Source organism: Ruegeria sp. HKCCA4633, assembly GCF_013034605.1.
In the GTDB taxonomy this organism is placed as follows: Bacteria; Pseudomonadota; Alphaproteobacteria; order Rhodobacterales; family Rhodobacteraceae; genus Ruegeria.
Window position 1 is genome coordinate 117,291 of sequence record NZ_WQGJ01000004.1, and the last position, 26,191, is coordinate 143,481.

The following is a 26,191-nucleotide window of genomic DNA, read 5'->3' on the forward strand; positions in this document are numbered from 1 at the left end:
CGGGTGGCTGTCGTGCCTAGGCCGTCGCGTCTGCTGCTTGCACTGGTCGGTGCCCTCTATTTGACGGCGCTGGCACGGGATGGCGTTGACCAATGGGTCGGCGCCACCGTTTTACCACCTGTTCTGGCCGAAACCTCGGTTGAGATACGAGATCGGAACGGAGACCTCCTGCGTGCGTTCCCGGTTGAGGATGGCATCTGGAGACTGCAGCCAGGCACAGTCGATCCAAATTTCACCTCCATGCTGATCCGGTACGAGGATAAGCGGTTTCGGAGTCACCACGGTGTGGACCTGATAGCGATGCTGCGGGCAGCAGGGCAAAGCCTGTGGAATGGGCGTAAGGTATCGGGTGGGTCTACGCTGACCATGCAGGTCGCGCGGCTGATTGAGGACGGGCCGACGGGACGTTGGAGCGGTAAAATCCGTCAGGTTAGGGTCGCATTGGCGTTGGAGCGGCAACTGACCAAACAGCAAATCCTAAGCCTCTATCTGACACATGCGCCTTACGGCGGTAATCTGGAAGGTATCCGCGCCGGCACCCGTGCGTGGTTTGGCAAAGAGGCAGCCCGGTTGACCCCGGCGCAAGCAGCGCTGTTGGTTGCTCTGCCGCAATCTCCAGAGGCTCGACGCCCGGATCGCCAGCTACACGCAGCCCGAGAAGCACGTGACCGGGTTCTGCGCAGGCTTGAACGTCATGGCGTCCTGACAGCCGCTGAAACACGCGCAGCTCTGACGGAGCCCCTGCCGGATCGGATGAAACCATTTCCGCGCCTGGCACCGCATCTGACCGATCGTGTAAAGCGGCAAACACCCGAAACAAGCGCCTTTGATCTAACCCTTGATGCCGGGTTACAGGCCCGGTTGGAAGCTATAGTCATGCAGGCCGCCACGCGCGCCGGACCACGCGTGTCTGGCGCTCTGATCGTGGCCGATCATCGCAGTGGCGAGGTTCTGGCCTCAGTCGGGTCCGCCGGGTATCAGGATGCCCGACAGGGGTTTGTGGATATGACACAAGCACTGCGGTCGCCTGGATCGACCCTGAAACCTCTGGTTTACGGGCTGGCCTTCGATCAGGGACTGGCCCATCCCGAAACTCTGATCAGCGACAGCCCCGTAATGTTTGGCCGCTACGCCCCGCGCAATTTTGATGGGGCATTCCGTGGCGATGTCCGGGTACGGGACGCCCTGCAATTGTCGCTCAACATTCCGGTCGTGCGTCTGACAAACGCGCTGGGGCCAGCGCGTATCATGGTGGCATTACGCTTGGCCGGATCAGAACCGCGCCTGAACGGTGGCACGCCCGGCTTGGCGATCTCATTGGGCGGTGTGGGGTTAAGTCTGCACGACCTTGTACAAATCTACGCCGCTCTGGCAGGCGGTGGACAAGGCCCGATTCTGCACCACGATGCCTTGGGGGATACGCTGCAAACCCCGCGCGTTATGTCAGAAACCTCTGCCTGGCAGGTTGCCGACATTCTGGCCGGGCTTTCACCACCCGCAGGCGGCGCGACAGGGGCGCTGGCCTACAAAACCGGCACATCTTATGGTCACCGAGATGCCTGGGCCATCGGCTTTGACGGTCAGCACGTCATTGGGGTCTGGTTAGGTCGTGCAGATGGAACGCCCGTTCCCGGCGCGTTCGGAGGCGATCTTGCCGCGCCGCTTCTGGCCGAAGCCTTCAGCCTGCTGAAACCCGCGCTTACCCCGCTGCGCCCGCCGCCGCCCTCGACCTTGTTGGTGGGCGCTGCGCAATTGCCCCAACCCTTGCAACGTTTCCGACCTCGCACGGCGGCTTTCCAAAATGATCACTCCGCTCCGAATCTGCTATTTCCGCCTGAAAGCGCCGTGTTAGAGACACTTGGAGCACCCCTAACGGTCAAACTACGCGGGGGTGTCGCGCCATTTTCAGTGCTGGCGGATGGCGTGCCCGTGCTGACCGGACAGCGGCAACGAGAGTTCGAAATCCCCAATCCGGGGGCCGGTTTCACCTCGCTTGTTGTGGTGGATTCGCAGGGCCAATCGGACCGGGCCGCAATCAGGATTGATTAGCGCCGCCCCTCGCGCAGCCAACCGCCCAGCAGGAACCCTCCTGCCAGTAGCAAAACCAGCCAAGGGGGCAGCAGACCGGCCTGCGTAACATCCCGCGTCTCGTAGGCATCGCGCGGGGTCAGACCGATCCAGCCCCGACCAGCCGCAGGACGCCCTGCGCGTACGTTGCGGATTGATGGCAAACCGTCTTCCAAACGGATCACGCCACCCCGCATACTAGCCAAGGTCGGTTCCAAAACATCATCGGTTGCGATGGTGCGTTCAAACTCTTTCGGTGCGGCGGGGCCAAGGCCAATCACGGCCATATGGTCGCCTTCCTGCAACCGGTACAGACCGATCTCAGGCCCATAGTATTGTGCTTCGAACCGGCCCGGAGAGACCTCTTGCAAAGTGATCTCTAGTGTCTCACCGTTTGGACGCGTTACCGTAACCGGCCCGACCTCGTCTTCCAGCGTCTGGCGAATGATGCGCATGGATTGACCGTTCGCCTCGGCCCATAACGCTTCTTCCTCCAGTTCGGGTTCCTTCATCATCCAATGAGCCAACCTGCGCAGCAGCTCCAGCTGCGGACCGCCACCTTCAAAGCCGCGACTCCACAACCAAGCGTGGTCGGATGCCAGCATCGCAACGCGCCCCTCGCCAACACGGTCCAGAACCAGCAGTGGCCGTTCTTCGATGCCAGTCATCAGAACCTCGCCCGAGCGGTGGTTCACGTCGATCTGGCGCAACCAAGCCCCCCAATCCTCGGAATCGCCCAGATTGGTTGTTACCGGATGCCGTTGCCCCAAGTCGCTGACCATCGGCACATACCGTTCCTCGAACACCCGTGCCGAAGGCTGCGCCGGCAAGATCGGTGCTAAAGGAGATCGGAAGATACTGTCGGCACTGGCGAAATCGGGACCAGCGGCGATCAGAACCGCGCCCCCGTCATTGATGTAACTTGTGACATTGTCCAGATAGATCGCAGGTAAGATGCCACGCCGCTTGTAGCGGTCGAAGATGATCAGATCGAAATCGTTGATCTTTTCCAGAAACAGTTCACGCGTTGGAAAGGCGATCAAGGACAGCTCATCGACAGGCACGCCATCCTGTTTCTCAGGCGGGCGCAGAATGGTGAAATGCACCAAATCGACCGAACTGTCGGATTTCAACAGGTTACGCCATGTGCGCCCACCGGGGTGCGGTTCGCCCGAGACCAGCAAAACACGCAGACGATCCCGAACGCCATTCATCTGGATCAGCGCAGTGTTGTTGCGATCAGTTAATTCACCCTCGGCCTGCGGAACAGAGAACTGGATAACGTTGCGCCCGCCATGGGGCAGCGTGATGGGCAGTTCTACATCACGACCAATGGGAACACTGAACTGCTCCGGCGCGCCGCCATCGACCGAAATCTCTAGTGGCGCAGTCGCCGCGCCCGCAGGTGCCGCACCACTGTCTTCCACCCGAAGGGTCAATGTGACCGGCTCGCCAATAATGGCAAAGGCCGGCGCATTGCGGACGATAAGCCTGCGATCCCAATCACTTTCGCGCCCGGTTTGCAGAAGGTGCATCGGTGCAGGCAGGTCCGGGGCCTGATCGACATCGTGCACAATCCCGTCCGACACCACCAGAATGCCAGCGATCCGAGCGCGGGGTTCTTCGGCCAATGCCTCATTCAGAGCCGCCATGATCTGCGTGCCCTCATCCCCATCCCCGTCGCCAACCTGAATGCGGCGCAGTTCCGTGTTGTTGCGCGCCTCAATCTCAGCAGCAAGTGCCTCGGCTGCCTGTGCAGTTTGTTCAGCCCTGTCCGTAAGCGTCTGGCTGGCGCTTTCATCCTCGATCATCAGGACGATATCTGTCAGCGGTGCGCGATCTTCGATCTGATAGACCGGGCCGGACAGAGCCGCCAGAACCACCAAAGCCGCCAAACCCCGCAGCGCCCAACCCGACAAGCCACGCCACAGGGCCAACACAACCCCAGCCACGGCAATCGCACCCACAGCGGCCAAAATAGGCCAAGGGATCAGTGGGTCGAATATGACGGTTCCGGTCATTGTCCTAACCTGTCCAGAAGGGCGGGCACGTGGACCTGATCGGATTTGTAATTCCCGGTCAGCACATGCATTACCAAATTGACACCAAAACGATTGGCCAACTCGCGCTGACGTTCCCCGGCATAGCCGCGCCCGACAGGCAGCAGGGCCTGCCCATTGCGATCCACAGCCCAGGCCCCAGCCCAATCATTACCGCCGATAACCACCGGAGTCACATTGTCGTTCAGGTTGCGGAACGGCATCCCTTCGATCTGTTCCGCGTCCAGTGGCGCAGCTTCCACCCAGACTTCCGTGCCAGAATAACGGCCCGGGAAATCCTGCAACAGATAGAACGTTCTGGTCAGGACGTGATCACGTGGAATCGGCTCTAACGCAGGGATATTCAGCGGTGCAGCCAGTTGCTGCAACTTGCGGCCATTCGGGCTGGACGCGCCGAAGCCAGCGATATCCGCGTCACGTGTGTCGAACAGGATCATCCCACCCGAGCGCAAATAGGCGTTCAGTTTCGCATAGGCTTCGGCGGAAGGTTGAGGCTGGCTCGGGGAAATCGGCCAGTAGAGCAGCGGGAAGAATGCGAGCTCATCACGTTCAAGGTCCACACCTATGGGGTCGGCCGGTTCGACGGAGGTGCGATAAAACAAGGTTTGCGCCAATCCTCGCAGACCGGCCTGCGCAATCTCGTCCACCTGCGCGTCGCCAGTCAGCACATGGGCTAAGACAAGTTCATGCGTCGCTGCCAAGGCGAACTCAGTGTCCTCCGGCGTCTGCGCCTGAACCTCGGGCACCAGCAGAAACGCCGCCAGAACCCCAGCAGCAGCACGCGCCAAGCCCAATCGGCCAGACAAAGCCAGCGACGCAACCACGTCGATTGTGAGCAAGATCAAAGCAAGGCTAAGCAGCAGACCCGACAGCGGCGTTTCAGTGCTGGCCTCTTGCCCCTTGATCGGCACATTGGCAGGCCAGACCACCGGACGAAGTTCAGTATCCTCGGAAACAACGTTCAGCGCCAGTTTCTGTTTGCCACTTTCATATAGACCCGGACGCAAATCCGGCCCGATCTGTCCCGAAATCAACTGCACACCGTCCACACCAGCCAAAGTGCCAGCGTCTGACAATGTGCCAAACCCGTCCATGATCTGCACTGGCTCCCACGTGGTGCCTTGCAACTGCGCCTCTTGCCGAGACTTCGCAGCAGAGGCCACGGCCAGACGATCCAGCATTTCGACAAACAGACCCGAAAGCGGCAGGCTGGACCATTCCGCATCGGCGGTCACGTGGAACAGCACCACCTGCCCCAATCCCAGCGCTTTGCGCGTCACCAAAGGTGTTCCATCTGACAGCGAAGCAATCACGCGATCCGCAAGATTAGGGTCTGGTTGGGCCATTACCTGAGTCGAAACAACCACATCGCCTGGGATGTCCAAACCATAGAACGGTGAATTCTCGGGGAACGGAGCCAAGGTCTTGGCCTCACCCCAGCTCATCGCTCCACCGACAGATCGCCCGCCGCTGCGCAGCCGCGCGGGCAACAGGGTGTCTTCGGTATCCCGCCCCAGATCGCTGGCTGCCATGCGCGGACCGGCAAACCGCAGCAGCAGGCCGCCCTGTTCGACCCATTCGATCAGACCGGTCTCTTCCGCATCCGACATCTGCGCGACATCCGACAGAACGATCACATCTGGGTTCGCAGGCAGAACCTCAAGCAGACCCCCATCGACAAAATCCGCCGTGGGGATCAGAACCTGTGTCAGATAATGTAGGGGCGACAACAGCTCCAGCCCTTCACGGTTCAGGGTTCCGGCAATCAGCGCAACCTCGCGACGACGCAAGCTGTCATCGGTCAGAGTCACAGTCCCGGCGGATCTTTGGCCCTGAATTTCGAAACGCGTGATGCGCGCGCGCAATTCCGACGGCAGTGCCAGTTCGATCTGCGCCGTGGTTTCCCCGGCATCTAAGGTCAGGTCTACCGAATGCAGCACCCGCGCCGTGCCTGCCGGATCACGCCCCTGCGCCAGAACCGTCACCCGCTCTTCTGGGCCGGGTCCCGCGCGTTGCACGGTCAGTTGGATAAGACCGTCTTGGTAGGCCGCGGGCTGGATCGCAATGGGCCTGGATGCCGCCTGATACACCGTCACATCACCACGTGCCTGCACGGCAGAAACCAAACTGGTATGCTGGGTATAGTCCAAACGGTCGCTAAACCAGTGAGTGTCAAAGCCGCCATCAACTGCATCCAAAGCGGCAATGGCTTGCGAAATCTGATCTGCAGTCGGTTGCCAAGGGTTCGGAGTCAGACCAGGAAGACGCCCACGCCATGCTTCCGCCGCTTGAAAAACAGGTGTTTCCGGCTCGGTCAAACGTATTATGGCAACCGTGCGACCCGCGCGTCCGGCCTCGGTCAGTTGCGTGTCAAGCTGATCCAGCGTGGCCGACCAGCGCGTGGCACCGGCCCAACTGGCATCCAGCACCAGTAGAAGCGGCCCTGTGCCAGTCTCATCACGCGAGGGGTTCAGAACTGGCCCGGCCAGGCCGATGATGATGGCTGCCGCCGCAAGCATCCGAAGCAGCAACAGCCACCATGGCGTACGGTCGGAAACACTTTCGTCATCCTTCAGCCCCAACAACAGCGTAACCGCCGGGAACATCCGGCGGATCGGTGCGGGCGGTACAGCGCGCAGAATCAGCCACAGTATCGGCAGGGTTAGAAGACCCAGCAAAACCCATGGCGCGGTAAAGCCTATGCCCGCAAGAACCGTCATCGCGTGCCCCCATCCAAAGCTCGATAAAGCCACAATAGAGCCGCTTGTGCACTATCACCCGTATGATGCAGGCCCAGTTGCCAGCCGGTTGCACGGCACAACTGCGTCAGGGCATCCTTGCGGCGCGCAAGACGTGCCAAATAGCGGTCCCGCAACTCAGCCGCCTTGAGGGTTTCGTGCCGGACAGATCCTCCGACGCTTTCGAAAATGGTGCGCCCGCGATAGGGAAATGTCTCTTCGCCCGGATCAAGTACTTGCAGCACCACACCGCGCACGCCACGGTCAGCCGCTTTGGTCAGGGCCAATTCAACTTCGTCCATGGGGCCAAGGAAATCCGAGATAAACACGGCGCGGGCATGAGGAATCATGGCACGGTGTTCAGGCGGGGCGTAATCCGTTTGATCATCTTCAGACCAGGCTTGCGCCAAACGGATGATCTGCGCGTTGCCGCGCCGGGGCGGCAAGGTTGTACCTGTAAGACCGACACGTTCACCGCCACGTACCAGCAGGATCGAGGTTGCCAGCCCCAACAGCCGGGCGCGATCCGCCTTTGTCGGCAGCGATTTGTCAGACGCGAACCGCATGGAAGCACCCTGATCGACCCAGAGCATCACCGATTGCGCGATCTGCCATTCGCGCTCGCGCACAAACTGCTGATCCCCCCGCGCTGAACGGCGGTGGTCGATCATCCGGCGGCTATCCCCGATTTGCGCGGGGCGGTATTGCCAGAAATCATCGCCCATACCCGAGCGCCTACGCCCGTGATCGCCCAACAGGACGGTCCCGGCCAAATGCTCGGCCCGCGCCAAAAGCGGCGGCAGCCGGGACGCTTCGGCCTCGGATCTTTCGCGAAGGGTCAGCGCAGCATTCACGCCGCAGCCTCGGTGCGGATCAGACCGGCAGCCGTCGAGTCAATCAGCTCGGCAAGGCTGTCACCGCGCGCCCGCGCCGCAAAGTTCAACGCCATCCGGTGGCTCAGCACCGGGCGCGCCATGTCCAGAACATCCTCGGCATTCGGAGCCAACCGCCCCTGAAGCATCGCACGCGCGCGCACTGTCATCATAAGCGCCTGCGCCGCGCGAGGACCGGGGCCCCAAGCCACGGTTTCTGAAACGCGTTCGGACGCGCCTGCTTCTTCGGGGCGGAACGCGCGAACCAGATCAAGGATCAGTTCGACCACCGATTCACCCACCGGCATCCGGCGCAGCAGGACTTGGGCCGCCAACAGGTCTTCCTTGCTGAAAATCTGGTGCGCGTCTTCCTCTTCCACACCCGTCGTGGCCAGCAGAATATCACGTTCGGTCTGCCGATCCGGGTATTCGACGTCGATTTGAACCAGAAAACGGTCCAACTGCGCCTCGGGCAGCGGATAGGTCCCTTCCTGTTCGATCGGGTTTTGCGTGGCCAATACGTGGAAAGGCGTCCCAAGCGAGCGGTCTTCGCCTGCCACAGTTACCGTGCGTTCCTGCATCGCTTGCAGCAAAGCCGACTGAGTTCGCGGGCTGGCGCGGTTGATTTCGTCAGCCATCAGCAGCTGGCAAAAGATCGGGCCAGAGATAAAACGGAAATGCCGTGAACCGTCATCGGCAGTATCCAGAACCTCGGACCCAAGAATATCTGCGGGCATCAGGTCGGGCGTGAACTGAATGCGGTTGCCGTTCAAGCCCATCACGGTCGAAAGCGTTTCGACCAACCGCGTTTTTCCCAGCCCCGGCAAACCGATCAGCAGGGCATGACCACCGCATAACAGCGCGGTCAGAGTCAGATCCACGACCCTTTCCTGCCCGATGAAGCGGCGGGTGATCGAGGCCTTGGCCTCTTGCAGCTTGTTTTCCAGCGCTTCGATCTCGGCTACGAGGTCGGCAGGTTCGGTCATGACTTTCCCTTCCGTGGACTAATATGATTGAAGTGTATCGCGCTACGAGGAAATGGCAAAAGCAATGAGCGGACAAAAACCTGTGAAACCGTCGCCGGATGGTCTGGCTGCATCAGTCAAAGCGGCCAAAACCAAGGGTTTACCGCCCGTTCACCTTTGGAATCCCCCGTTTTGCGGCGATCTGGACATCCATATCGCAAAAGATGGCACCTGGAGTTATTTAGGCTCGCCTATCAACCGTTTCGAGCTGGTGAAGCTATTTTCCTCAATTCTTAAGAAAGAAGATGGGAAATACTACCTCGTCACACCGGTCGAGAAGGTGGGAATCACTGTTGAAGACGCCCCATTTGTCGCCGTGGATTTTGATCGTGAAGGCGAAGGCGAGCAGCAAAACCTGACCTTTACAACTCATGTAGGCGATCATGCTGTTGCAGGTTCAGATCATCCGATCCGGATCGTTATTGACCCGGTGACAAGCGAACCTTCACCCTACATCATGATCCGTTCCGATCTTGAAGCACGCATAGATCGCAAAAGTTTCTACCGCCTGGTCGAGATTGGCACCCACCATGACGGCTGGTTTGGCGTTTGGTCAGGCCAGGAATTCTTTGGGCTGATCCCGTCAACCGACCTTGGCTGATCCTCGGGACTGTCGAGGCGCACGATCCTGCGCCAAAACAACGGCCACAGCAACAACACCCGCGCCCAGCGCGCGGGTCCAGTTCCAGTCATCCCCCAGCATCAGCATGATCAGCATCACGTAGAACGGTGCGATGTTGATGTGGAACGACGCCAATGCAACGCCCAGTTTACCAACCGAAGCGATGAACAGAACCTGGCTGAGCCCCATGGCAATCAGTGCATAGATCACAAGCATCCCAACTTGCTGCGCATCAACTGACGTACGCGGCATCACGTCCATACCCATTTGCGCAGAAACAAAACACAGAGCACTGGCCATCAGCAATCCGCCGGTAAACGTGATCGTTGTGCGGCCGATCTGGCTGAGCTCGGGAAAGTCCCGTGCCGTCGCCATGCTGGCCCAGCAATACAGACCGGTTGAAGCGATTGCGCAGACCGCGCCCAGCCCCAGTTGTGCCGGTGAACCGGCGCTTGTTGCTATCAATCCACCTACAATCGACACCAAGACACCAAGGGCAAAGTTCCACTTTAAACGGCGCGTGCCAGCGGCAAGTTCCAGCAATGTTGCCGCCAGCGGAGCGCAGGACGCAATGATTGCAACGGTAACGGGATCTGTCAGTTTCTGTGCAAGGATCAACAGGAACATACCGATCCCGAAACCGAAACCGCCGATGATCATTGCCCGACCCCATTTGGCCCTCAGTACGCGGCTGGGCCCGTCCAGAATGAACCAAAGCGGCAACATCACAGCCACGGCCATTGCCAGACGCGCAACCAGCAGTGCGACAGGTGGCCAGCTTTGCAACAGGACCTCAGCGGCAGGGAAACCCGCAGCCCACGTCATCATCGAAGCCACTGCCAGACCATTCCCGGACAGGACCGAGTTACGGCCAGCAGGCAAAGAAACTGCCGCCCCGCGCACGGGTTCAGGGCTCATGGCCATGAGTTTAGACCTTTTTGTTGGTTCAGCGTGAAAAATGATTCGCTGCTACAGCCCGACTGTCCCTGATCCTTTGTCCATGATCTGGCCGATTTTCGACAACTTGTCGTTTTCAGTCCCTTCCCCGGAAACCACTCGACGGTTAGGGTCGAGCTGTCACTACCGAAGATCTCTCATGCCCAGATTTGCCGCCAACCTGTCGTTGCTCTTTACCGAACTGCCTTATCTCGACCGGTTTCAGGCCGCTGCTGATGCGGGATTCACTGCTGTTGAAATCCTGTTCCCCTATGACATAGCCGCTAAAGAAACCCGCCGCGCCTTGCTGGCCAACGGGTTGGAATTGATACTGATCAACGCCCCACCCCCTAATTACACGGGCGGCCAACCCGGTTTCGCCGCGGTCCCGGGGGGCGAGGCCCGGTTTCAGTCGGATATCCGCCGCGTTCTGCGTTATGCGGACATGCTGCGCCCCGGATTCATTCACATCATGTCAGGGTACGCCTCGGGGTTGGACGCTCTGTCGTGTTTTGTTCAAAATCTGCAATGGGCCGCTGATGCTGCGCCTCAACAGCAGTTCACGATTGAACCGCTCAACTCGGTGTCGCAGCCTGAATACTTCCTGAACGACTACGATCTGGCAGCTGAGGTTCTGGATCGTGTTAATCGCCCGAATGTCGGCCTGCAATATGACAGCTTTCATGCTCACATGATCCACGGCGACGCGCAGGCCGTTTGGGATCGATTTCATCGCAGAGTGGCCCATGCCCAGATCGGCGCTGCCCCGGATCGGTCTGAACCGGGTCGGGGACCCACGGATTTCCAAAGCTTGTTTTCGGCTATGCATGCCGCGGGATATACGGGTTGGGTCAGTGCCGAATACACACCTTCGACATCGAAAACCTCCGACAGCCTTGATTGGATGCAGCCCTAGCACTGGCATTTCACAGGCAAATGCTGCAGATCAAAGGCAATACGACCTTCAGGATGCCCGCCATGATTCCAGCCCGCTATGCCCGCGCCGTATTCAGCCTGATCATGTCCGGCCTCATGTCCTGCATCGTCACAGGGATCGCAACAGTGAAAGCCATTGGTTTCGGCCCCAGCACATTCGGAGATTGGTTGGCATCCTGGGCTTTTTGTTGGCCGATAGCCTTCACCGTAATTCTTCTGTTTGGCCCAACCGTGCAACGCATGGTGAACCGCATGGTCAGGCCACAAGACTGACCCGCGACGAAGAGGGTTCGCCGGGCCGGATGAGGCGCGTCGCTAGTGCGCCTCGGCCCAATTCGCGCCTTGCCCGGCATCCACACTCAGCTTGACGTCCAGCTTGATTGCCGGATCCGAGGCACCCTCCATCACGTCGCGTGCCACGCCGATCACCTGATCCACTGAATCTTCCGCCACTTCGAACAGCAATTCGTCATGCACCTGCAACAGCATTTTGGCCGGCAGGCCGTTGATCGCCTCCGGCATCCGCACCATGGCCCGTCGGATCACGTCTGCCGCCGTACCCTGAATGGGCGCGTTGATCGCCGCCCGCTTTGAGAACCCGGCATGAGGTCCCTTGGCGTTAATCTCGGGCGTGTGAATCTTGCGCCCGAACAGGGTCTGGACATAGCCATGTTCTTTGGCAAAGGCGACGGTGTCATCCATATAGGCTCTAATGCCCGGGAAACGCTCAAAGTATCGGTCGATGAAGCCCTGCGCCTCGGCCCGAGGGATGCGCAGGTTCCGCGCCAGACCAAAACCTGAGATGCCGTAGATCACACCAAAGTTGATCGCCTTGGCCTGACGGCGAATATCGGGGGTCATCTCATCCAGCGGCACGTCGAACATCTCGGATGCCGTCATGGCGTGAATGTCCAGCCCGTCCGAGAATGCCTGTTTCAATGCCGAAATATCCGCAATATGCGCCAGAATCCGCAATTCGATCTGACTGTAGTCGAGGCTGACCATGACATTACCCGGCTCGGCGATAAACGCCTCACGAATGCGTCGCCCTTCCTCGGTCCGCACCGGGATGTTCTGAAGGTTCGGATCGGTCGAGGCCAAACGTCCGGTATTCGCCCCGGTGATGGAATAAGACGTGTGCACCCGCCCGGTATCCGGGTTGATATGGGTCTGCAGCGCGTCCGTGTAGGTCGATTTCAGCTTGGACAGCTGCCGCCAATCCAGCACCCGGCGCGGTAGTTCGTGTTCAGTCGCAAGATCTTCCAGAATGTCCGCCCCGGTCGAATATTTCCCGGTCTTCCCCTTCTTTCCGCCCTCAAGACCCATCTTGTCGAACAGAATCTCACCCAACTGCGCAGGTGATCCAACGTTGAAAGTCTCACCCGCCAGCTCGTGAATTTCAGCCTCTAACCCGGCCATTTTCTGCGCGAATGCGTTGGACATGCGGCTGAGCACATCGCGGTCCACCTTGATGCCATGCATCTCCATCTCGGCCAAGACAGGCACCAAGGGGCGTTCCAGCGTCTCATAGACGGTCGTCACTTGGACCTGATGCAGTTGAGGCTTGAACAGCTGCCAAAGACGCAAGGTGATATCCGCATCTTCGGCGGCATAGGCCGTGGCCTCATCAATTGGAACCTTGTCGAAGGTGATTGCGGATTTGCCCGAACCCAGCAGCGGCTTGATCGGGATTGGCGTGTGGCTCAGGTAGCGCTCGGACAGAGTGTCCATCCCATGCCCATGCTCGCCGCCATGCATCGCATAAGACATCAACATCGTGTCATCGATCGGCGCAACTTTGATCCCATGGCGCGCAAAGATCTTGGCATCGTATTTCATATTCTGCCCGATCTTGAGGATCGACGGATCCTCAAGCATCGGTTTCAGCTGGGTTAGAGCCTGATCCAGTGGCATCTGCCCCTCGGCCAATGCATCCGAGCCGAACAAATCGTCCGCCGCACCGTCCCGATGGGTCAGGGGGATATAGCAAGCCTCACCAGCCTCAACACATAGCGAGACGCCGACCAGATCGGCGATCATTTCATTCAGACCAGTGGTTTCGGTATCGACAGCGACCCAACCGCGTTCATAAGCCTGATCGATCCACTTTTGCATGGCCTTGGCGTCGCGCACACACTCGTATTTCGACGCATCAAACGGAATAAGCGCTACCTCTGGTTCTTCAGCCGCAGGGGCAGGCGCGTCAACAATCACCGGAGCTTCGGCCCCCAGCTTATCTGCGATCCGCTTGGTGAGAGTGCGAAACTCCATCTCGGCCAGGAACCCCAGAAGGGTTTCGGCATCGGGGTCCTTTACTTCAAGATCGTCGAGGGTGAAGTCCAGCGGCGTGTTTTCGTCCAATTGCACCAGCTTTTTGGACAGCTCGATCTGGTCTCGTTTTTCCATCAGCGTCTGGCGGCGCTTTGGCTGTTTGATCTCTTCCGCGCGATCCAACAAGGTTTCCAGATCGCCATATTCATTGATCAGCAGGGCCGCCGTTTTCACGCCAATCCCAGGGGCACCCGGCACATTGTCCACCGAATCCCCGGCCAAAGCCTGCACATCGACCACCCGTTCAGGGCCAACACCGAATTTTTCGATAACCCCATCCCGGTCGATGCGCTTGTTCTTCATCGCATCCAGCATCTCAACGCCGTCGCCGACCAATTGCATCAGGTCCTTGTCGGAACTGACGATGGTCACACGGCCTCCGGCCTCACGCGCCTGAACGGCCAGCGTGGCGATGATGTCGTCAGCCTCGTACCCTTCAAGCTCTTTGCAGGCGATGTTGAAAGCCTTTGTCGCCTCGCGCGTCAGGGGCATCTGTGGACGCAAGTCTTCGGGCATCGCCTCGCGGTTGGCCTTGTACAGATCGTAGAGATCATTCCGGAACGTGTGCGAACCTTTGTCGAAGATCACCGCGACATGGGTTGGAGCATCTGGTCCGGCGTTTCCCTCGACATATTTCTGCAGCATGTTGCAGAAGCCCGAGACCGCCCCGATCGGTAATCCGTCGGATTTTCGAGTCAGCGGAGGCAGCGCATGATAAGCCCTGAAAATAAAGGCCGATCCGTCGATCAGATGCAGATGACACCCTTTTCCGAAATTGCTCATGCGCGCTCTCCCTGTCGGTCAGTGATGGTTCTGCCACAGGGGCAGGCGGGTGACCAGTCAGGAACGTGCGTTACCCACCAAAGAGACCGCTGAAAACGTCCGAGAAACTGTTCAGCAGCGCCATGATCACCAGAACTCCGAGGAAGGCGAAGAAAGCGAAGGCGAAGAACTGGAACAGGATTGCGCCGATGCCGACTGCGACACCCGCAATAGCCGGACGCATCCGTTCATGACGCAAAATGCCAATCACCGAGACGACAATTGCCAGCCCGCCCAGCATCGCCACGCCAATTTGAAGGTAATCGTCCAGGTCGCGGGTTTGGGCCACGGGTGCAGGCTGCTCCAGCCCGGCTGCGGCGCGCAGGGTGGATTTGCCAAGCTCTGCCGCCAGTTCACCCAATGAAACGCCGGTGGACTGTTGCGGCGCGAAAGGACCGGCCCAGAACACAAACAACGCGGCGAACAAAGCCATTGCCGCAAGGAAAAACCCGATCCAACCAAAAACCGGGTTGGCCGTGTCAGTGGCAGTCATGTCGGTCATCACACTCACCTATGATGGTTGCACCAACGCACTACCATGAAAATCGCGGCGAGATTTGGGCGAAACCCGGTTAGGGGGGCAATCAGCCCTGCTCTGTGCCCTTCAGAACATATTTGCAGTCGCAATAGGGGCACTCGACCCAGCCGGTATCTTCGGGGATTTGCAGCCACACGCGCGGATGCCCCAACGCACCTTCACCGCCATCACAGGCAACACGGGTGGTTTCGACGATCTTGGTTTCCGGCGCTTCGATGGTCACGGCTGGCGATCCTTCTTCGGTTGTCGGCCTCGCGGGCATGTACTAGGTGCGTTTATGAGCGATGAGCAAACCGGGGGCAAGAGCCACATGAGCGATGCCGCAATCAGGATCAAAGGGCTGCGCAAAACCTATCGCGGCGGCAAGGGCCAGCCCGAGAAACACGCGCTGAAAGGCATTGATCTGACCGTTCCGCGCGGGTCGGTTTTTGGGCTGTTGGGGCCGAACGGGGCAGGAAAATCGACACTCATCAACATTCTCGCCGGGCTGGTTGTGAAATCCTCGGGCCATGTATCTATTTGGGGATTCGATCAGGATCAGAACCCGCGCCAGTCGCGTTCCGCCATTGGCGTGATGCCGCAAGAGCTGAACCTGGATCCGTTCTTTTCCCCACGTGGAGCGTTGGAGGTTCAGGCCGGGCTTTATGGCGTGCCAAAGGCGCAGCGCCGCAGCGATGAGATTCTGGAACTGGTGGGTCTCAGCGCCAAGGCCGAGGCGTATGCCCGCACGCTGTCGGGCGGGATGCGGCGGCGGCTTTTGCTGGCCAAGGCGCTGGTGCATCACCCGAAGATTCTGGTGTTGGATGAACCCACGGCAGGTGTGGATATTGAACTGCGTCAGATGCTCTGGACCAATGTGCGCAAACTGAATGAACAGGGCATGACCATCATCCTGACCACGCATTATCTGGAAGAAGCGCAAGAGATGTGCGACGAGATCGCCATCATCAACCATGGCGAAAAGATCGCACAGGACAGCACCGCCAACTTGCTGGGTCGGATGGACAGCCGGACGATGGTGATCGTTCCGGACAACCCTGTGACGAAACTGCCTGCAACAGAAGGGGTCGAAGCCGCGCTGCGCGACGATGGCAGCCTTGTGCTGCAATATCAGGGCAATCAAACCAGCGCCGAGCAGGTGCTGGAAGCCGTCCGTGCCGTGGGTATCCGTATTCGTGACGTGCGTACCGAGGAAGCCGATCTTGAGGATGTGTTCCTTGCACTGACTTCGTCGCGCGCCGAGGAACCTGCAGACGATCAGGACCAGCCGCGCCGGGGAATGCACCGCGTTAAGCTTTAGGCGCGGTCGATCCGCGCCTGATAGCAGTTGTTTCTGGCCGAGCGGACATGGATATAAGCGATATCCGGTGTAGCAAAGATGCCCTTCACCGCTGCGCCGATCTGCTCCATGGGCGTGATCGCCCCGGTGCCATAGACGATCCTGTCATCCGCACCATAGCCCTTGATCAAATAGTCAGGAGAGGTGGTCAGAATCTCGGGCATCTCTTCCCCCTCATGCCGCTCGCACGGTTTAGCACACAGAAAGATCGGGCCGGTTTCCGCATACGGATGCGTCTCTAAAAAGGGGCGATGGGCCAATATCAGCATCTCTTCGCCTTCGGGAATGTTCTGCAGGCAGTGGCGGCATGGATTGCCTGCACCAGTCGAAACGGCGTGTTCGGGCGTTGCGCCATAAGCATCCGGACCACCGGCCTGAAGGGCGCGTACCTCGTTGGTGGGTAATGCAGTAATTTTGAACATATCGGGCCTCCTTTTTTGCCGACCCTGCCGATCTGATCGATCTCAAGCGACCCGTTTCCTGCGCAAAGGACTCGAAAAAGAACAAAACGTGAATATAATAGTGACTCGCCATGTATGCCGAGCTGTCGATCACATCGAACTTCACCTTCCTCACCGGGGCCTCGCACCCCGAGGAGTATATGGAGCGTGCCGTCACCCTGGGCCTGCCCGCTATTGCGATTGCCGATGACAACTCGGTCGCCGGGATTGTCCGCGCCCACACCCAGGCGCGCGAGATTGCCCGCAAGGTCCGCGAACGGCTGGAGTGGGAAGCGCAGAGCACCTCCATCGGCCCACCCTGCCCTGACCACATCCCCAAACCGCCCTCGTATCCGATTCACGCAGTGCCGCGCCTGATCCCAGCCGCGCGGCTGATCTTTACCGACGCACCTACCGTCACCGCCTTGCCGCTGAACCGACAGGGTTGGGGCAACCTATGCCGTATCCTGTCCACTGGCCGCCTGCGTGCCGAGAAAGGCGACTGCATCCTGCACCTGTCCGACCTTTTGGAGTTTTCCGACGGCCTCCACCTGCTGCTCTGGCCACAAGCGGACCGATCCCAAGGCGGCGCGAGCGCATGGAGGACACACGCGCAACAACTGACGCGCCGCTTTGCCGGGCGGATAAACCTGTTGATGCACCCTCGATACGATGGCGCAGACAGCGCATATTTCTCTTTGTTAGAGACTGAATCAAAGCAACTGGGCATCCCCACACTCGCCAGTGCCACACCGATGATGCATCACGGGGCCCGTCGTAAGCTGGCCGACGTTCTGACCGCCATCCGCCTGCGCCGTAAGGTGGATGATCTGGGCCGCGAGGCATTGGCCAATGGCGAACAGCGCCTGCGCTCCGAGACCGAGATGTTGCGCATCTTTAAAGGTCACGAGGGCGCTGTTGCCCGCGCCCATGAGCTGAGCGAGCAACTCACATTCTCGCTCGACGAGCTGCGCTATGAATATCCCAGCGAGGGCAGCGAACAGGAAACTCCGACCCAACGCCTGCACCGTTTGGCACATGAGGGGTTGAAATGGCGCTATCCGGCAGGCGCGTCAGAGAAAGCTCAGAAGATGTTGGCCCATGAGCTCGCCCTGATCGGCAAACTGAAATATGAACCCTATTTCCTTACCGTCCGCGACATCGTCCATTTCGCCCGATCACGGGGCATCCTGTGCCAGGGGCGCGGCTCGGCGGCCAATTCGGTGGTCTGTTTCTGCCTCGGCATCACCGAAGTCAGCCCCGAGATGGGTACGATGGTGTTCGAACGCTTTGTCTCTGAGGCGCGCGATGAACCGCCCGACATTGACGTGGATTTTGAACACGAACGCCGCGAAGAGGTGATCCAGCACATCTATGATCGTTATGGCCGCGAACGCGCGGGGCTGTGCGCCACGGTCGTGCATTACCGCGGCAAGCGCGCCATCCGCGAGGTGGGCCGCGTCATGGGGCTGACCGAAGACACGATCTCGGCGCTGTCCTCGCAGCTTTGGGGTTTCTTCTCGACCGCCGGGCTCGAAGCACACAGGATGCGCGAGATCGGCCTCGACCCCGAGGACCGTCGCCTGAAACAGACTCTAATGCTGGTGTATGAGATTGACGGCTTCCCCCGTCATCTATCCCAGCACGTCGGCGGCTTTATCATCACCGAGAGGCGTTTGGACGAACTTGTTCCCATCGAGAACGCCACGATGGAAGACCGCACGGTCATCTGCTGGGACAAGGATGACATCGACTCTCTTGGCATCCTCAAGGTCGATGTTCTCAGCCTCGGGATGCTCACCTGCATCCGCAAGGCATTCGATCTGATCGGTCAACACCATCAGACCAGCTATACACTAGCAACCCTGCCGCCCGAGGATCCGGTGATTTATGACATGCTGTGCAAAGCCGACAGTATCGGCGTGTTTCAGGTGGAATCACGTGCGCAGATGAACTTCCTGCCCCGGATGCGGCCACGCAATTTCTATGATCTGGTGATCGAGGTCGCCATCATCCGCCCCGGCCCCATTCAGGGCGACATGGTTCACCCCTATATCCGCCGCCGGAACGGAGAGGAGGAGGTCAGCTTCCCCTCGGACGAACTGGGTGAGGTGCTGGGTAAAACGCTGGGCGTACCGCTGTTTCAGGAACAGGCGATGCAGATCGCCATTGTGGGTGCGGGTTTCACCCCGGAACAGGCCGATCGGCTGCGACGGTCGCTTGCAACCTTCAAAAAGCATGGCAATGTCAGCGAATTTCGCGCGCTATTCCTGCGCGGAATGAAGCGCAACGGGTATGATGACGAGTTTGCCGAGCGCTGCTTTTCACAGATCGAAGGGTTTGGGTCCTATGGCTTCCCTGAAAGCCATGCGGCCAGCTTTGCCTTGCTGGTCTATGCCTCGGCCTGGATAAAATGCCACCATCCCGGGATTTTCGCCTGCGCGCTGCTGAACTCACAGCCCATGGGGTTCTATGCGCCCGCCCAGATCGTACGCGATGCGCGCGAACATGGGGTGCAGGTGCGCCCGGTCTGCATCAATGCCAGCTTCTGGGACAATGTGATGGAGCCTGACGGCCATGGTGGGCTGGCCCTGCGGTTGGGGTTCCGTCAGATCAAAGGCCTCAGCGAGGAAGACGCCAGCTGGCTGACCGCTGCGCGCGGCAACGGCTACCATCAGGTCGACGATGTGTGGCGTCGCGCGGGTCTGGGGCCGTCAGTGATCGAACGCCTGGCCGAGGCCGATGCCTTTGCTGCCTGCGACCTGACACGACGCGAGGCCTTGTGGCAGGCCAAGGCGATTGCGACCGCCAAGCCCTTGCCTCTGTTCTCGCAAGATCTGGAAGGTGAGGCGCTGGACGAGCCCGAAGCCTATCTGCCGCAAATGACATTGGGTGAGCAGGTGGTCGAAGATTACGTCGCCACCCGTCTTAGCCTGCGGGCGCATCCGGTGGCCTTGCTACGGCATATCCTGACGCCCGAGCCGCGCGACAAAACCACGCCTGTTGCATGACGGTTGAAGGGGATATTGCTCCGAGACAGAGTCGAATTTGGTGACCTCATGTCCAGACCCACCTTGCCGCCGCGCTTTCCGGCGACACCCCACCAGATCAATGCGCAGGTTCACGCCTTCTATGCCCGCGTACGAGAAGACGCTGTGCTGGGTCCGGTCTTTGCCAACCATGTCACCGACTGGCCCGCGCACGAGGACAAGATCGCCGCGTTCTGGCGCAACGCCATCTTGTTTGAACGCAGCTACGACGGCAATCCACAGCGGGTCCATATAGAACGGCCCGATGTGAAACCCGAGATGTTTGCCCACTGGCTGGACCTGTTCGAAGAGGTTGCAACCCAGACCTTGCCGCCCGAAACCGCAGTCCCTTGGGTCGCGCTGGCCCGACGTATCGGCGTGGGGATGAAGGCTGGCGTGCAATCGGCCCGTCAACCCAAAGACGCGCCACCGATCCTGCGTTGATCCCTCTGCATGGCGGCTTTGTCATGTTAGCGGTAAAATAGGGACTATGCGGACCGCAAAAATGGGGTTACTCAGGGGCAAGACAGCCCCTTTGCGCTGCGACGGCACAGTGCCACCACACCGACATCGCCCGAGGCCATATCGATGAGCACTCAAAACACCACCCTCAGGGGCCTTGGTTTCGCGTTTGCGGGATTCGCGGTCTTTGCCAGCCACGACGCGCTGATCAAGGTGCTGGGCGGGACGTATTCGGTGATGCAGATCATTTTCTTCGCCACGCTGTTTTCCTTTGTACCGATGGCGGTGACGATCCTGACCGACCGGACCACGGGCAACTTCCTGCCGCACCATCCCTGGCTGGTGCTGCTGCGCTCGGCCCTGATGGTCACATCCATGGTCTGCGCCTTCTATTCGTTTTCGGTGCTGCCACTGGCCGAGGTCTATTCGCTGCTGTTTGCTTTCCCCCTGTTCGTTACGGTTCTGTCGATCCCCATATTGGGGGAGGTCGTCCGCGCCCAACGCTGGGCCGCCGTCGTCGTTGGTCTTATCGGCGTTCTGATCGTCCTGCGCCCCGGCACGACGGACATCACCCTCGGTCACCTTACCGCCCTGACAGCTGCGTTTTGCAGCGCGTTTGGCTCTGTTCTGGTGCGAAAGATCGGGAATGAGGAACGTTCGGCCGTGCTCATCCTCTATCCGATGCTTCTAGCCATCGTGGTGATGAGCCTTGCGCAACCTGCCGTCTATCAGCCGCCCTCGCTGCTGCATCTGGCTATGATGGCGCTGGTTGGCGTGTTCTCGGTCATCGCCCAGCATTTGATCATCCTCGCCTACCGTGCCGCGCCTGCAGGGGTCGTGGCCCCCAGCCAATACAGTCAGATCATTTGGGCCACACTGTTTGGCATGATCTTCTTTGGTGAACGCCCGGACGGCTGGGTCGCGGTCGGGGCCAGTGTCATCATTGCATCGGGTGTGTTCGTGGTGTGGCGCGAGAGCCGGGCCAATACTTCGTCGGTCAACACGCCAGTATTGCGAGTGCGGTCTCCGCGGTCGGATACGGGAGCAACGAGGCCGGGGGGCTGAAGCAAGGCTTCAACTGTCCTTACACCTGATCTTGAGACCCCCGTTGATATCACCTTCTTCAAAGCGGCCAATGGCGCGGACCAAATCGCCTAGCCTTTTGTGGCCGTAAGTGCGAGAGTCGAAATCCGGATACATCTTACCAAGTTGGTTACCCACAAAGGAAAGACTGGCCCACCCGTCCGCCTCGTTTGTGTTCAACACAACATTCCGGATCAATTGATACGCATGGTTCAATCCATGTTTCGATTTTGCGTCTTTGTTTTCTTTTGAAGTATTTGCTCCGCACTCCGGCTTGTGGATGTTTTCAATGTAGATAAACCTGTTGCAAGCATTCACGAACGCTTTGGGAGCCTTTCGTTCTTCACCAATGCCGAATACCTTCAACCCCTGCTCGCGGATGCGGCTGGCCAAGCGGGTAAAGTCACTATCGGATGATACCAACACAAACCCACTGAACCGACTGCTGTGCAAGATATCCATAGCATCAATGACCAAGGCAATATCGCTGGAGTTCTTTTTGGACGCATTGGCAAATTGCTGTTGGGGAACAATTGCGTATTCCGCCAATGATCCAGAGCTCCATCCCTGCGGCGACCCGTTCGAAAAATCTCCGTAGATCCGCCTTAGGCTTGCCTCGCCCAAAGTGGCGATTTCTTCAAAAATCTCCGGCGCGTGTTTTGCCGGTACATTCTCTGCATCAATAAGGACCGCCAAGCGATCCATGCCTGCTGTTGTCACTGTAATTCCTCAAAACAAAACTAATTCGCATTGCGGAATGTAGTAACAAAAAAGGGCGAGCAAAAGCCCGCCCTTTAAGATTATTTGATTTTTATCAGTACTCTACAACCGACCGGATACTCTCACCCTTATGCATCAGGTCGAAGCCGTGGTTGATGTCGTCCAGACCCATGGTGTGGGTGATCATCGGGTCAATCTCGATTTTGCCTTCCATGTACCAGTCGACGATCTTGGGCACGTCGGTCCGACCACGTGCGCCGCCGAAGGCTGTGCCGCGCCATGACCGGCCGGTGACCAGCTGGAACGGACGGGTCGAGATCTCGGCCCCAGCAGGCGCCACGCCGATGATGATCGATTCACCCCAGCCTTTGTGCGCCGATTCCAGTGCGTCGCGCATCACGCCGACGTTGCCGGTGGCGTCAAAGGTATAATCCGCGCCGCCCTTGGTCAGGTTGACCAGATAGGGAACCAGGTCGCCTTCGACCTCTTTGGGGTTCACAAAATCGGTCATGCCGAATTTCGTGGCCATCTCGACCTTCGATGGGTTCAGGTCAACGCCAACGATCTGATCCGCCCCGGCCAGACGCAGACCCTGAATCACGTTCAGGCCAATGCCACCCAAGCCGAACACGATGGCCCGGCTGCCGATTTCGACCTTGGCGGTGTTGATCACAGCGCCGATGCCGGTGGTGACGCCGCAGCCAATATAGCAGATCTTGTCGAAAGGCGCGTCTTCACGCACTTTGGCCAGCGCGATCTCGGGCAGAACCGTGTGGTTCGAGAAGGTCGAGCAGCCCATGTAATGCAGTATCGGATCACCATCCAAAGTCGAGAATCGCGAGGTCCCGTCGGGCATCAAGCCTTTGCCTTGGGTTTCCCGGATCGCCTGGCACAGGTTGGTTTTGGGATGCAGACAGTATTCACACTCGCGACATTCAGGAGTGTAAAGAGGGATCACGTGGTCACCCGGCTTCAGGCTGGTGACGCCGGGGCCGACCTCAACCACGATGCCTGCGCCTTCATGGCCCAGAATGGCCGGAAACAGGCCCTCGGGGTCGGCACCCGACAGGGTGAATTCGTCTGTATGACAAATGCCGGTGGCCTTGATTTCCACCAGTACCTCGCCCGCCTTGGGGCCTTCGAGATTCACATCCATCACTTCCAAAGGTTTGCCCGCCTGAACGGCGACGGCGGCACGGGTGCGCATATCACTGTCTCCCTGTCTTCTTTGACCCGACCCTGCGTCAATTGCAGGGTGTTTTCAACTGTGCTTTCATGACAGACTTGCTAATTGTTTGATATTGCAGAAACGACATTGCCGGAATGAGGAACGCCAATGCACCGATTTATCCCGATTCTGATCCTTCTGGCCGCCTGCGCCGAGACCCCTGCCCCCGAAGAAGCACGCCTTGCGCCCGAGAACGCGCCGGTTGATCTGGCCTTTTGTCAGGGCGAAGCATTTGCCGACTCGGTAGGCCAGCCGGTTTCGTCCATTCAGGCCGATTTGCCGGAACGCACCCGCGTGTTGGGGCCCGATGACATTGCAACGCAGGATTACCGGATCGACAGGCTGAACGTCTTTGTAAACGGGGCCGGTGTTATTCAGCGCCTGACCTGCGGGTAAGCGTGGACTCGGGCGTTGATTCTCAGATAAGAACAAAGTGGGAACATTTTGATGTCTGCCGATGCCAAAACGCCGAATACTTTCACTGTGGTTTCCCCGTCTTGGGGCTGAACGGCTGATCCGCGCCGCGCGGGGGCTGCATGCCGGGCCGTTGGCTGTGGTCACTGAGCAGTCGAACATGCAGGTCATTACCTCATTGAATACTGAGGCGCAGGCCGCCGGGCTGCGTGTGGGCCAGCCCGTGCGCGATGCCCATGCCATGTGCGCCAGCCTGATCACACGGCACCGCAACGCCCCGGCCGAGACTGCGTTTCTAACCGCGCTGCGCCGCTGGGCGGGCAAGTTCAGCCCTTGGGTGGCCGAAGAAGCTCCGGATGGGCTGATCGTTGATCTGTCGGGTTGCGCGCATCTGTTTGGCGGGGAAGAGACGCTGCTGAGCGTGCTGGAAACCGACTGCGCTGATATGGGCCTCAGCGTACAAATGGGCATTGCCGACACGCTGGGCGCAGCCTGGGCTTTGGCACGCTATGCAGGTCAAGAGGCCACATCCGACCGCAATGGCGACGCCATCAGCCAAGAGGCCCGCGCCACCCGCGCCCGGGCAGGCAAGCGGCGACACTGGACCAAAGGCGGGGCTGCACCACAAGTGATGGCCCTGGGTGGTGGCGCGCGTATTGCAGCGCCGGGGCAATCCTATGGTGCGCTCAGCCCCCTGCCCATCGCGGCGCTGCGACTGGACGACCCGGTTGTGACGCAGTTGAACCGGCTGGGCCTGCGCCGGATCGGCGATCTACTGGGCCAGCCGCGCGCGTCGCTGGCGCGCCGCTTTGGGCGCGGGCTGGTGCTGCGGCTGGATCAGGCCATGGGCAGCGCACCCGAGCCGGTCTCGCCCGCGCGTCCGCCGCATCAGTTCGCGGTGCGCATGACGCTGCCCAATCCGATCGGTTTGATCGAGGATGTGATGGCTGCGGTTGATCGGGTGCTGCCCACGCTCTGCGCCAAGCTGGAGGAGAAAGGGCGCGGGGTGCGGACATTACGGCTTGAGGCGCACCGTGCTGATCAAGCCGCCGAGATCATCGAGGTCGGCCTGGCCCGCCCGACCTATGACAAACATCGTATTCGACCTTTGTTAGAGATGAAAATCGACAAGATCGATGCAGGCTATGGCATCGACATGCTGCGGCTTGAAGCGATCCAGACCGAGCCCATCCACGCCCGCACCATCGCCGGTCATGCCGAGGCACGCCGCGTGGCTCGTAACCGGCTTGAGGGCAATACAGCCGTGGATGACCTGATCGGCAAGCTGGGTGCGCGTGTTGGGCTGGAGGCGATCACAAGACGGCACCCGGCCGCCTCTCATATCCCCGAGAAAACGGCACAGACGCTGGCGGCTGCATGGTCGGAACCCGCGCGCGACTGGCCTGCACCGCCGCGCCCCCGGCCCTTGCAGATGTGGCAGCCCGAGCCGGTGATGGCACCGGAAACCCCAGATGTCCCAACCGCATTCCGCTGGCGCGGACGCGACTGGCAACTGGCTCAGGCCACCGGCCCGGAACGGATCGCACCGGAATGGTGGCTGGATGACCCCAACTGGCGCAGCGGCGTGCGCGATTACTGGGTGGTGGTGACGGAACAGGGCGAACGCCTATGGCTGTTCTACGGGCACGGAGGCACCATGTCTGCAGGCTGGTTCTGTCAGGGACAGTTTTGTTAGAGTCTATTTTCCGCGATAAACCAGCAGATCCGGCAGGTAGTCAATCAAACGAATAAACCACGAGAATGGTGCCGGGAAATCGGTACGGAACCGGCGGCGCGACATCGCTTTGACCACGCGCTCTGCCGCGTCCTCAGCTGTCATCAGCATCGGCATCTTGAAACTGTTCTTGTCGGTCAGGCGGGTCTTGATGAAGCCGGGATTGACAATGCGCACCGTCACACCGGTGCCCGCCAGATCATGCCGCATCGTTTCGGCCAGCGAAATCAGCGCCGCCTTGCTGGCCCCATATCCGATAGCGGCAGGCAAACCGTGATATCCGGCCAGCGACCCGATCAGAGTGATCTCTCCTTGACGCGCCTGAACAAAGCCCGGAACCGTTTCACCTAATACCCGCAACGCCCCCGAATAGTTCACATCGCTAATCCTGAGCGAAGCCTCGGTATCCCATTCGCCCGAGCGCATGGGCTCGTAAGCGCCTGCATTGTAAACCAGACCGTCGATCTGACCTGCCTCGGCCACGGCATTGCGTACAGAGTCTAAATCGGTCACATCACACGGAATCGCGCGTGCATTTGGAAGCTTGGAACAGATTTCATTCAAACGCGCGGCGTTGCGTGCAGACAATATCAGATGCGCGCCCTTACCGCTCAGTGCCTCGGCCAAGGCACGGCCCAAGCCTTCGCTTGCGCCGATGATCCAATAGGTTTTTCCGTCAAAGCTGCTCATACCCGCGCCGTTTCGTTGAAGTTACACTTTTTACGGCCCTGCACCCGCAGTGGATCATAGGGTGACGCAAGGAAGCGGGCGCTGAAACCCGAAGTCACAAGATA

22 protein-coding genes are annotated in these 26,191 nt (G+C 59.5%); 10 read left to right on the plus strand and 12 right to left on the minus strand.

The genetic code is table 11. The annotated features are described in order from the left end of the window. Positions 1–12 precede the first annotated feature (12 nt). The gene (gene pbpC, locus GOV85_RS11895) at positions 13–2,049 is read left to right on the plus strand and encodes a penicillin-binding protein 1C (RefSeq protein WP_371810791.1); all 2,037 of its coding nucleotides are present in this window, start codon (positions 13–15) and stop codon (positions 2,047–2,049) included. Here the strand turns inward: pbpC and GOV85_RS11900 are convergent. The 4 genes from GOV85_RS11900 to GOV85_RS11915 are packed head-to-tail and all read right to left on the minus strand — an operon-like array spanning position 2,046 to position 8,723. Further along, on the minus strand, positions 2,046–4,088 hold the full coding sequence (locus GOV85_RS11900) for a hypothetical protein (protein ID WP_171178375.1): 2,043 nt from the start codon (positions 4,086–4,088) through the stop codon (positions 2,046–2,048). The genes pbpC and GOV85_RS11900 overlap by 4 nt on opposite strands. Next, entirely contained in the window at positions 4,085–6,847 is a 2,763-nt protein-coding gene (locus GOV85_RS11905) for a DUF4159 domain-containing protein (RefSeq protein WP_171178378.1), read from the minus strand. The genes GOV85_RS11900 and GOV85_RS11905 overlap by 4 nt, the downstream gene beginning before the upstream one ends. After that, on the minus strand, positions 6,844–7,719 hold the full coding sequence (locus tag GOV85_RS11910) for a DUF58 domain-containing protein (RefSeq protein ID WP_171178380.1): 876 nt from the start codon (positions 7,717–7,719) through the stop codon (positions 6,844–6,846). The genes GOV85_RS11905 and GOV85_RS11910 overlap by 4 nt, the downstream gene beginning before the upstream one ends. After that, positions 7,716–8,723: a MoxR family ATPase gene (locus GOV85_RS11915; protein WP_171178382.1), complete on the minus strand. Its 1,008-nt coding sequence runs from the start codon at positions 8,721–8,723 to the stop codon at positions 7,716–7,718. Before GOV85_RS11915 ends, GOV85_RS11910 begins: the two co-directional genes overlap by 4 nt. A gap of 64 nt (positions 8,724–8,787) precedes the next feature. On the opposite strand from GOV85_RS11915, the gene GOV85_RS11920 reads away from it, so the two are divergent. Then, the gene (locus tag GOV85_RS11920) at positions 8,788–9,363 is read left to right on the plus strand and encodes a DUF1285 domain-containing protein (RefSeq protein WP_245222881.1); all 576 of its coding nucleotides are present in this window, start codon (positions 8,788–8,790) and stop codon (positions 9,361–9,363) included. On the opposite strand, the gene GOV85_RS11925 is transcribed toward GOV85_RS11920, so the two are convergent. Beyond that, a complete protein-coding gene (locus GOV85_RS11925) occupies positions 9,346–10,302 on the minus strand; it encodes a DMT family transporter (RefSeq protein ID WP_254442983.1) in 957 nt (318 codons plus the stop codon). The two genes, GOV85_RS11920 and GOV85_RS11925, sit on opposite strands and share 18 nt — an antisense overlap. Positions 10,303–10,480: 178 nt before the next feature. Between GOV85_RS11925 and GOV85_RS11930 the strand changes: the two genes are divergently transcribed. Continuing rightward, positions 10,481–11,236, plus strand: coding sequence for a hydroxypyruvate isomerase family protein (locus GOV85_RS11930; protein ID WP_171178388.1), 756 nt, complete (start codon positions 10,481–10,483; stop codon positions 11,234–11,236). Beyond that, positions 11,221–11,529, plus strand: coding sequence for a DUF2798 domain-containing protein (locus GOV85_RS11935; RefSeq protein WP_254442984.1), 309 nt, complete (start codon positions 11,221–11,223; stop codon positions 11,527–11,529). Before GOV85_RS11930 ends, GOV85_RS11935 begins: the two co-directional genes overlap by 16 nt. Positions 11,530–11,571: 42 nt before the next feature. Here the strand turns inward: GOV85_RS11935 and polA are convergent, their stop codons facing one another. The 3 genes from polA to GOV85_RS11950 all read right to left on the minus strand — a co-directional run bounded on the left by polA (position 11,572) and on the right by GOV85_RS11950 (position 15,170). After that, complete coding sequence (gene polA, locus GOV85_RS11940; protein ID WP_171178390.1) at positions 11,572–14,370, minus strand: DNA polymerase I; 2,799 nt, start codon at positions 14,368–14,370, stop codon at positions 11,572–11,574. 70 nt (positions 14,371–14,440) lie between these two features. Further along, entirely contained in the window at positions 14,441–14,911 is a 471-nt protein-coding gene (locus GOV85_RS11945; protein WP_171178392.1) for a hypothetical protein, read from the minus strand. Positions 14,912–14,993: 82 nt separating this feature from the next. Continuing rightward, positions 14,994–15,170: a zinc-finger domain-containing protein gene (locus GOV85_RS11950; protein ID WP_170533977.1), complete on the minus strand. Its 177-nt coding sequence runs from the start codon at positions 15,168–15,170 to the stop codon at positions 14,994–14,996. A gap of 87 nt (positions 15,171–15,257) precedes the next feature. On the opposite strand from GOV85_RS11950, the gene GOV85_RS11955 reads away from it, so the two are divergent. Further along, positions 15,258–16,247 carry an ABC transporter ATP-binding protein gene (locus GOV85_RS11955; protein ID WP_171178852.1) on the plus strand — a complete coding sequence of 330 codons (990 nt, stop codon included), beginning with the start codon at positions 15,258–15,260 and terminating at the stop codon, positions 16,245–16,247. On the opposite strand, the gene GOV85_RS11960 is transcribed toward GOV85_RS11955, so the two are convergent. Further along, positions 16,244–16,708, minus strand: a complete 465-nt coding sequence (locus tag GOV85_RS11960; protein WP_170785285.1) for a DUF1203 domain-containing protein — start codon at positions 16,706–16,708, stop codon at positions 16,244–16,246. The two genes, GOV85_RS11955 and GOV85_RS11960, sit on opposite strands and share 4 nt — an antisense overlap. A 110-nt stretch (positions 16,709–16,818) precedes the next feature. Here GOV85_RS11960 and GOV85_RS11965 point away from each other — a divergent pair, with 110 nt between their 5' ends. The 3 genes from GOV85_RS11965 to GOV85_RS11975 all read left to right on the plus strand — a co-directional run bounded on the left by GOV85_RS11965 (position 16,819) and on the right by GOV85_RS11975 (position 21,282). Further along, positions 16,819–19,737 carry an error-prone DNA polymerase gene (locus tag GOV85_RS11965; RefSeq protein WP_171178394.1) on the plus strand — a complete coding sequence of 973 codons (2,919 nt, stop codon included), beginning with the start codon at positions 16,819–16,821 and terminating at the stop codon, positions 19,735–19,737. Between the two features lie 48 nt (positions 19,738–19,785). Beyond that, positions 19,786–20,199, plus strand: a complete 414-nt coding sequence (locus tag GOV85_RS11970; RefSeq protein ID WP_171178396.1) for a group III truncated hemoglobin — start codon at positions 19,786–19,788, stop codon at positions 20,197–20,199. A gap of 144 nt (positions 20,200–20,343) precedes the next feature. Continuing rightward, entirely contained in the window at positions 20,344–21,282 is a 939-nt protein-coding gene (locus GOV85_RS11975) for a DMT family transporter (protein ID WP_171178398.1), read from the plus strand. A gap of 9 nt (positions 21,283–21,291) precedes the next feature. Here GOV85_RS11975 and GOV85_RS11980 read toward each other — a convergent pair whose 3' ends face one another. After that, positions 21,292–22,005: an NYN domain-containing protein gene (locus tag GOV85_RS11980; RefSeq protein WP_171178853.1), complete on the minus strand. Its 714-nt coding sequence runs from the start codon at positions 22,003–22,005 to the stop codon at positions 21,292–21,294. A gap of 109 nt (positions 22,006–22,114) precedes the next feature. Next, a complete protein-coding gene (locus GOV85_RS11985) occupies positions 22,115–23,227 on the minus strand; it encodes an S-(hydroxymethyl)glutathione dehydrogenase/class III alcohol dehydrogenase (protein WP_171178401.1) in 1,113 nt (370 codons plus the stop codon). Positions 23,228–23,356: 129 nt separating this feature from the next. Between GOV85_RS11985 and GOV85_RS11990 the strand changes: the two genes are divergently transcribed. Then, positions 23,357–23,644: an I78 family peptidase inhibitor gene (locus GOV85_RS11990; protein ID WP_171178403.1), complete on the plus strand. Its 288-nt coding sequence runs from the start codon at positions 23,357–23,359 to the stop codon at positions 23,642–23,644. Positions 23,645–23,705: 61 nt separating this feature from the next. Beyond that, the gene (locus GOV85_RS11995; protein WP_171178405.1) at positions 23,706–25,358 is read left to right on the plus strand and encodes a DUF6504 family protein; all 1,653 of its coding nucleotides are present in this window, start codon (positions 23,706–23,708) and stop codon (positions 25,356–25,358) included. A gap of 3 nt (positions 25,359–25,361) precedes the next feature. Here GOV85_RS11995 and GOV85_RS12000 read toward each other — a convergent pair whose 3' ends face one another. Then, entirely contained in the window at positions 25,362–26,087 is a 726-nt protein-coding gene (locus GOV85_RS12000; protein ID WP_171178408.1) for an SDR family oxidoreductase, read from the minus strand. Positions 26,088–26,191 lie beyond the last annotated feature (104 nt).

What these genes read in the sequence shown, in the direction of transcription:
- GOV85_RS11980 (WP_171178853.1), bottom strand. Translation starts at nt 22,005, where the DNA reads ATGGATCGCTTGGCGGTCCTTATTGATGCAGAGAATGTACCGGCAAAA.
- GOV85_RS11985 (WP_171178401.1), bottom strand. Translation starts at nt 23,227, where the DNA reads ATGCGCACCCGTGCCGCCGTCGCCGTTCAGGCGGGCAAACCTTTGGAA.
- GOV85_RS11915 (WP_171178382.1), bottom strand. Translation starts at nt 8,723, where the DNA reads ATGACCGAACCTGCCGACCTCGTAGCCGAGATCGAAGCGCTGGAAAAC.
- GOV85_RS11960 (WP_170785285.1), bottom strand. Translation starts at nt 16,708, where the DNA reads ATGTTCAAAATTACTGCATTACCCACCAACGAGGTACGCGCCCTTCAG.
- GOV85_RS11945 (WP_171178392.1), bottom strand. Translation starts at nt 14,911, where the DNA reads ATGACCGACATGACTGCCACTGACACGGCCAACCCGGTTTTTGGTTGG.
- GOV85_RS11990 (WP_171178403.1), top strand. Translation starts at nt 23,357, where the DNA reads ATGCACCGATTTATCCCGATTCTGATCCTTCTGGCCGCCTGCGCCGAG.
- GOV85_RS11900 (WP_171178375.1), bottom strand. Translation starts at nt 4,088, where the DNA reads ATGACCGGAACCGTCATATTCGACCCACTGATCCCTTGGCCTATTTTG.
- GOV85_RS11925 (WP_254442983.1), bottom strand. Translation starts at nt 10,302, where the DNA reads ATGAGCCCTGAACCCGTGCGCGGGGCGGCAGTTTCTTTGCCTGCTGGC.
- GOV85_RS11965 (WP_171178394.1), top strand. Translation starts at nt 16,819, where the DNA reads ATGTATGCCGAGCTGTCGATCACATCGAACTTCACCTTCCTCACCGGG.
- GOV85_RS11905 (WP_171178378.1), bottom strand. Translation starts at nt 6,847, where the DNA reads ATGACGGTTCTTGCGGGCATAGGCTTTACCGCGCCATGGGTTTTGCTG.
- polA (WP_171178390.1), bottom strand. Translation starts at nt 14,370, where the DNA reads ATGAGCAATTTCGGAAAAGGGTGTCATCTGCATCTGATCGACGGATCG.
- GOV85_RS11995 (WP_171178405.1), top strand. Translation starts at nt 23,706, where the DNA reads ATGCCAAAACGCCGAATACTTTCACTGTGGTTTCCCCGTCTTGGGGCT.
- GOV85_RS11955 (WP_171178852.1), top strand. Translation starts at nt 15,258, where the DNA reads ATGAGCGATGCCGCAATCAGGATCAAAGGGCTGCGCAAAACCTATCGC.
- GOV85_RS11930 (WP_171178388.1), top strand. Translation starts at nt 10,481, where the DNA reads ATGCCCAGATTTGCCGCCAACCTGTCGTTGCTCTTTACCGAACTGCCT.
- GOV85_RS11920 (WP_245222881.1), top strand. Translation starts at nt 8,788, where the DNA reads ATGAGCGGACAAAAACCTGTGAAACCGTCGCCGGATGGTCTGGCTGCA.
- GOV85_RS12000 (WP_171178408.1), bottom strand. Translation starts at nt 26,087, where the DNA reads ATGAGCAGCTTTGACGGAAAAACCTATTGGATCATCGGCGCAAGCGAA.
- GOV85_RS11970 (WP_171178396.1), top strand. Translation starts at nt 19,786, where the DNA reads ATGTCCAGACCCACCTTGCCGCCGCGCTTTCCGGCGACACCCCACCAG.
- GOV85_RS11975 (WP_171178398.1), top strand. Translation starts at nt 20,344, where the DNA reads ATGAGCACTCAAAACACCACCCTCAGGGGCCTTGGTTTCGCGTTTGCG.